General features: G+C 70.1%; 1 protein-coding gene. It reads left to right on the top strand.

What is annotated here, in order from left to right; translation table 11 throughout:
- Positions 1-113 precede the first annotated feature (113 nt).
- The gene (locus tag AB0937_RS38530) at positions 114-929 is read left to right on the top strand and encodes a hypothetical protein (protein ID WP_366718878.1); all 816 of its coding nucleotides are present in this window, start codon (positions 114-116) and stop codon (positions 927-929) included.
- Positions 930-1,067: the final 138 nt, after the last annotated feature.

Here is a 1,067-nt window from a genome sequence, read left to right as displayed (position 1 = left end):
CCCCCTTTTCAGCTTCCGTTTCCGGCCCAACACTGGTAATGTTGTCCTTGTTGGGAGGGGGTGGCACCCCGACCGACACCACCACTCGAAACCCGAGCCACCCGGAGGTCACCATGGCCGTCATCGACGCCGCGTTCTACCCGCTGATCGTCACCAACCGGCCCACCGACTCCCTGTACCGCCAGCCCCCAGCAGGTACCGACATGGGCGGGGTCCGTCTGTGCCCGATTGCCGACGTCCGCCCCGGTGACTGGGTGCTCGGCGAGTTCGAGCGCCCCCTGAACCCGAACCGTCTCGACACCCTCATGCAGAGCGTCGCGTGCTTCCCCGCTCTGCCCGCCGCGCTGAACGGATACATCGCCCTGGATGGCCAGTCGGACGTGTGGCACGACGAGGAAACGGTGCTGATCATCCCCCGCGAGTACATCCCTGGAGACACCTACGCCGATCGCTCCGACGGATACCGCCCCGGTGACCGGGTGGAGCGCACTTTCATCTACGACCCGATGCACGACGACGCCCGGGACAAGGTGGGGAAGCCGCGCCCCGTGATCCAGCGCGGCACCGTCACCTCCGTCGAGGGCGACGCGTTCACCGTGGCGTGGTCGGGGCGCTGGGTCAACGGCCGCTCCGAAGAGGCCGCCATGCGCCTGGCCGACCCGGTGGCCATCGCGCGCGAGCGCGCCGTGTACGGCTTCGCCGTCGGCGACACCGTCACCACCGAGGGCAGCCACGCGACCGGTGTCGTGCTGGAACTGTGGTTCCACCACTGGGCCGGGGTGCCGATGGCCCGTGTCTACTGGCCGGGAAGCCCCTGGAGCAACTACTGCTCGTACGACTTCGCGCCCACCAGCCGATACAGCCACAAGGTCCCGGAGAACACCTACGACGTCACATCCCGCATGGACTACCCCATGCCCACCGCCTGACGCTCCTTCTCGCCGCGCCCGGGGGCCGCGCTCCGGGTGCGGCGGGGGCGCCGGCCTGCCGTCGGTGGCGGCCGCTCGGCGTGGCGAGGTGTTCCGGTGCGGCCGGGGGGCGACGGTCGCGCCGTGGTGGTCGAGGTC

It is taken from the genome of Streptomyces sp. NPDC047880 (assembly GCF_040706515.1).
Lineage (GTDB): Bacteria > Actinomycetota > Actinomycetes > Streptomycetales > Streptomycetaceae > Streptomyces.
This window is presented reverse-complemented; position numbering and strand designations above follow the sequence as displayed.

What these genes read in the sequence shown, in the direction of transcription:
- AB0937_RS38530 (WP_366718878.1), top strand. Translation starts at nt 114, where the DNA reads ATGGCCGTCATCGACGCCGCGTTCTACCCGCTGATCGTCACCAACCGG.